Origin of the sequence: Streptomyces hainanensis, assembly GCF_004348415.1 — a bacterium.
In the GTDB taxonomy this organism is placed as follows: Bacteria; Actinomycetota; Actinomycetes; order Streptomycetales; family Streptomycetaceae; genus Streptomyces; species Streptomyces hainanensis.
The window spans coordinates 1-3,802 of record NZ_SMKI01000612.1; the positions used below are offsets into that span (position 1 = coordinate 1).

The 3,802-nt window shown below is 68.1% G+C and carries 7 protein-coding genes and 1 tRNA gene; 3 read left to right on the forward strand and 5 right to left on the reverse strand.

The genetic code is table 11. The features are described from left to right. Positions 1–118 precede the first annotated feature (118 nt). Positions 119–553: a hypothetical protein gene (locus E1283_RS33445; protein ID WP_132821925.1), complete on the forward strand. Its 435-nt coding sequence runs from the start codon at positions 119–121 to the stop codon at positions 551–553. A gap of 203 nt (positions 554–756) precedes the next feature. On the opposite strand, the gene E1283_RS33450 is transcribed toward E1283_RS33445, so the two are convergent. Then, positions 757–1,191, reverse strand: coding sequence for a PIN domain-containing protein (locus tag E1283_RS33450; protein ID WP_132821926.1), 435 nt, complete (start codon positions 1,189–1,191; stop codon positions 757–759). After that, the gene (locus tag E1283_RS33455; RefSeq protein WP_243745280.1) at positions 1,188–1,403 is read right to left on the reverse strand and encodes a CopG family transcriptional regulator; all 216 of its coding nucleotides are present in this window, start codon (positions 1,401–1,403) and stop codon (positions 1,188–1,190) included. Before E1283_RS33455 ends, E1283_RS33450 begins: the two co-directional genes overlap by 4 nt. Before the next feature lie 163 nt (positions 1,404–1,566). On the opposite strand from E1283_RS33455, the gene E1283_RS33460 reads away from it, so the two are divergent. Further along, positions 1,567–2,178: a hypothetical protein gene (locus tag E1283_RS33460; RefSeq protein ID WP_425086268.1), complete on the forward strand. Its 612-nt coding sequence runs from the start codon at positions 1,567–1,569 to the stop codon at positions 2,176–2,178. 97 nt (positions 2,179–2,275) lie between these two features. Here E1283_RS33460 and E1283_RS33465 read toward each other — a convergent pair. After that, a tRNA-Gly gene (locus E1283_RS33465) sits at positions 2,276–2,349 on the reverse strand. Between the two features lie 141 nt (positions 2,350–2,490). On the opposite strand from E1283_RS33465, the gene E1283_RS39270 reads away from it, so the two are divergent. After that, on the forward strand, positions 2,491–2,691 hold the full coding sequence (locus E1283_RS39270; protein WP_132821927.1) for a hypothetical protein: 201 nt from the start codon (positions 2,491–2,493) through the stop codon (positions 2,689–2,691). Here the strand turns inward: E1283_RS39270 and dcd are convergent. Next, positions 2,659–3,234 carry a dCTP deaminase gene (dcd, locus tag E1283_RS33475; protein ID WP_132821928.1) on the reverse strand — a complete coding sequence of 192 codons (576 nt, stop codon included), beginning with the start codon at positions 3,232–3,234 and terminating at the stop codon, positions 2,659–2,661. The two genes, E1283_RS39270 and dcd, sit on opposite strands and share 33 nt — an antisense overlap. 20 nt (positions 3,235–3,254) lie before the next feature. Further along, positions 3,255–3,802, reverse strand: a 548-nt coding sequence (locus E1283_RS33480) for a YIP1 family protein (protein ID WP_207930637.1), incomplete at its 5' end; no start/stop codon positions are given.

The window sequence follows — 3,802 nt, forward strand, 5'->3', positions numbered from 1 at the left end:
CCCCAGCCCCCGTCACACAGCCCCCGGCGCCACCCGCGCCACTGGGTAGGCTGCCGCTGTGCGCATCCCGCCCACCGACGTCGTCCGGCGCGTTGTCCGTAGCCTGCGGACACGCGGCATGGAGCCGGCACTCGGCGGGTCGGGACTCCTTGTCGCGCTGGGGCTTGCCGAGACCGCTCATGACTGGGACCTGACCGTCGACTCCCCGGAGGACACGGTGCGCGGGGCACTGGACGAGGACGGCTTCGCGTTCTCGGACGCGACCGGCGGCGGCCGACTGTACGCGACCCGCGGCCGGTTCGTCATCGACGGCGGGGACCACTCGGTCGACCTGCTGGTGGGATTCGCCCTACGCTCGGTGGACGAGGTCGTGTCGCTGCCCGCACGGGTGACCGGGTCCTGGAGAGGGCTGCCCCTGGCTGATCCGGTGGTGTGGGAGCGGGCGTACGTTCTCCTGGGCCGACCGGCGAAGGCGGCCGCGCTGCGGCAGTGGCTGAGCGACCGCCCCGGAGCCGAACACGACGAAGGCCCAGGCGGGGGATCGCATCCCTGACCTGGGCCTCAACTGCTGGAGCGGGCGACGAGAATCGAACTCGCGCTCTGAGCTTGGGAATCACCGGACCAACCGGCCGGGCGTGCCACCTGACCTGCATGAACGCGACCTCGATCGGGTGCTCTGCGGGCTTGGTAGTGCCGGTGATCGACCGTGGTTTCCCGAGTGCTCTGGCACGCGTCTGGCACGGAGGCTCCGGGCAGCTACAAGTCGTCGGGCAGCAGCCGGAAGGCGTGGTTGCCGGTGAGTGGGGTGATGGCCCTGAAGTCGCGGCGGTCGAGGGTCAGGATGGTCTCGGTCTCGTAAGCCTCGGCCAGGACGACGTTCACCGCGTCGGTGAGGTCGAGTCGCAGGGCCGCGTAGCGGTTCTGGACCGTTCGGGCCTTGCGCAGGGCGTCGGCGGACAGCCCGGGAACGGCAACCCGGCCGGTCCGCTCCTGTGCCAACAACCAGTCGTTGACGGTATGCGCTGCCTTGCGGTCGACGTTGCGCGTGGTGATGTGTTCGATCTCCAGGATCACCAGCGGTGACACGACGGTGAGCGCGGCCTGGCGCATGGCGGTGCGGGCCGGCTTGTGCTCGGGGTCTGAGGTGTTGAGGGCGGCTACCAGACCGGACGTGTCGCCGACGACGATCATTCGGCGTCCGCCACGCCGTCCGAGACTGCTCGGTCGATGTCCTCGTCGGTGACCGGACCGCCGAAGTCCAGGCGGGGAATGTCCCAGTCGTCGTCCCAGCGCCGGGTGCGCAGGGCCGCGACGTGGAACGCCTCCCGGAAGTACTCCGACTCGGGCCGGCCCTCGCGCGCGGCGGCTTCCTTGATCAGCGCGAGATCTTCCTCGTCAACCATGACGGTCGTCTTCTTCAAGGCCATATGGCTATGGTACCCGAACCATATCTCTGCGCTTCGAGGTCGAGCGGCGCGCTCTTGTCGTCGGCGGCGCCGACCGTCAAAGTCATACATGAAGTGGTATGTCCCTGACAGTGCCGTATGTGCGGGAGGGAAGGCCGATGTGGACCAGGGCCCTGCTGTGACGTGGGCGCGCAAGATCTTCAACGATTTGACGGAACCGCTGGCGAGCGAAATCCCGCGATGTCTGATCCGAGCCCACCAGAGGGCCAAGCACGGACACCAGGGAGTGGGAACACAGACTCTGGAGGCATACGGGCACGGCCTGTACGCCGCGCAGTACGAGGAGTTGACCGCTGGCCTGGAGAATCTGCCGGAGGCGGTCCCTGTCCGTCTCCAAGGGCGAACGGTCATGATCGTTGCAGGCTATCTCCTCTACCCCCTCCGATATGCGAAGAAGGACGTGCCCGTAACGGAGGCGCATCTCCGCCGCGCGACAGGGTTCCGGGCCGACCTGATTCGCCGGCACGGCCCGGAGCCTGTGCAGGCAGAGTTGGATCTGGGACTGGAGGAGCTGCAGGAGGCCGAGGTGCACCGGGATCTTCTCCGGATCAGCCCGGACACCAGGCTGGTTCTCCTCGCCTACGCCTGTTCGATTGAACGGGGCGTGGTGCGCGTTGAGTGGGGCGACGCGGAACTGCGTCATGACGACAAACACCTGTTGTGGCATCACCATGAACCGCTTGGGCTGCCCGCGGATGGGGGGCCAAACTGACCAGCCGCCGGGCGATTTGGCACGTGCGCGGTAACTCAGCCTGGACAACACAACGGCCCAGGCTGGGGAACATGTCCCTGACCTGGGCCTTCACTGCTGGAGCGGGCGACGAGAATCGAACTCGCGCTCTGAGCTTGGGAAGCTCATGTTCTACCATTAAACTACGCCCGCGCGGAGCAGCTGAGTGGCTGCTCGCCACAGGCAGCTTACCGCATGTGGCGGTCGGCGGGGTACGCCGGAGTGGCTGCGGGGGTGATGTCGGTGGCTTCCCCTAGGGTGACGGTCGTCAGCCGGAGCAGGGAGAGGGAAGCGTTGCAGGCAGCCTTCGAGAGTGTCACCGTCGTCCGCTGTGCCGAGGGACACGTGTTCAGTACGTCGCGGTTTCCCTTGCAGCAGTTGGGGAGTGAGCGGATCGGGCCCGGGCGGTTGTTGCGCTGTCCGCGGTGTGCGCGGTTGCGGAGTGCGGTGCCGGTCGGGGCGTCAGGTCCGGGACCGGTGGAAGTTCAGGTATGAGCGGGAGGGCGTAGGGCCGCGCTGGCCCTGGTAGCGGGAGCCGACCTCGGCCGAGCCGTAGGGGTGTTCGGCCGGGGAGCTCAGCCGGAACATGCAGAGTTGGCCGATCTTCATGCCGGGCCAGAGCTTGATCGGGAGCGTGGCCACGTTGGAGAGCTCGAGCGTGACGTGGCCGGAGAAGCCGGGGTCGATGAAGCCGGCCGTGGAGTGCGTGAGGAGCCCGAGGCGGCCGAGGGAGCTCTTGCCCTCGAGGCGGGAGGCCAGGTCGTCGGGGAGGCTGATCACCTCGTAGGTCGAGGCGAGGACGAACTCCCCGGGGTGCAGGATGAACGGCTCGTCGCGCGGGGGCTCGATCGTGCGGGTCAGATCGGGCTGTTCGGTGGCCGGGTCGATGTGCGGGTAACGGTGGTTCTCGAAGACCCGGAAGTAGCGGTCCAGCCGAACGTCGATGCTCGACGGCTGGACCATCGCCGGGTCGTAGGGCTCGATCCGCACCCGGCCGGTGTCGATTTCGGTCCGGATGTCCTTGTCTGACAGCAGCACGCCCCGAGGCTACAGGGTGGCTAGAGGGTGCCCAACTTGACCAGCATCAGGACGGCGATCAGTTGGATCGCCGAGGCCGCCAGCGCGCGTGGCCACGGGATCTCGTGGGAGCGGCTGATCATCATGGTGAAGAGCAGCCCGGCGAGCAGCCAGGTGGCCCAACCCACGAGTTGGACAACGGGGTTGGCGCCGCCGAGGAAGATCGCCAGGGCGAGCCGCGGGACGTCCGTCAGCGCCATGATCAGCATGGCCAGGCCCGTCGTCGGCGCCCAGATGCCGTTGCCGCCGAACTGCCGGGCCAGGTTGTGGGTGACGGTGCCGAGGAGGAGCGCGCCGAGCACCATGACCACGCCGGTGATCAGCAGGTAGGGCGCCAGTGTGGAGGCGGTCGAGTCGAGGACGGACTCGCGGGCGCTGTCCAGGCCGAAGACGGCGAGCAGGCCGTAGAGGAAGGTGACGATCAGCGCCGGGACCCACATCGCGTAGTCCCGCATGCGCCAGAAGGTGGGGCTGGGCCGGAAGACGACGCCGACGAGCAACTGCTTCCAGGGGAGCGGGGGCCCGGGCG

Coding starts and splice junctions, on each gene's coding strand:
- E1283_RS33445 (WP_132821925.1), top strand. CDS start 119: ATGGAGCCGGCACTCGGCGGGTCGGGACTCCTTGTCGCGCTGGGGCTT.
- E1283_RS33450 (WP_132821926.1), bottom strand. CDS start 1,191: ATGATCGTCGTCGGCGACACGTCCGGTCTGGTAGCCGCCCTCAACACC.
- E1283_RS33455 (WP_243745280.1), bottom strand. CDS start 1,403: ATGGTTGACGAGGAAGATCTCGCGCTGATCAAGGAAGCCGCCGCGCGC.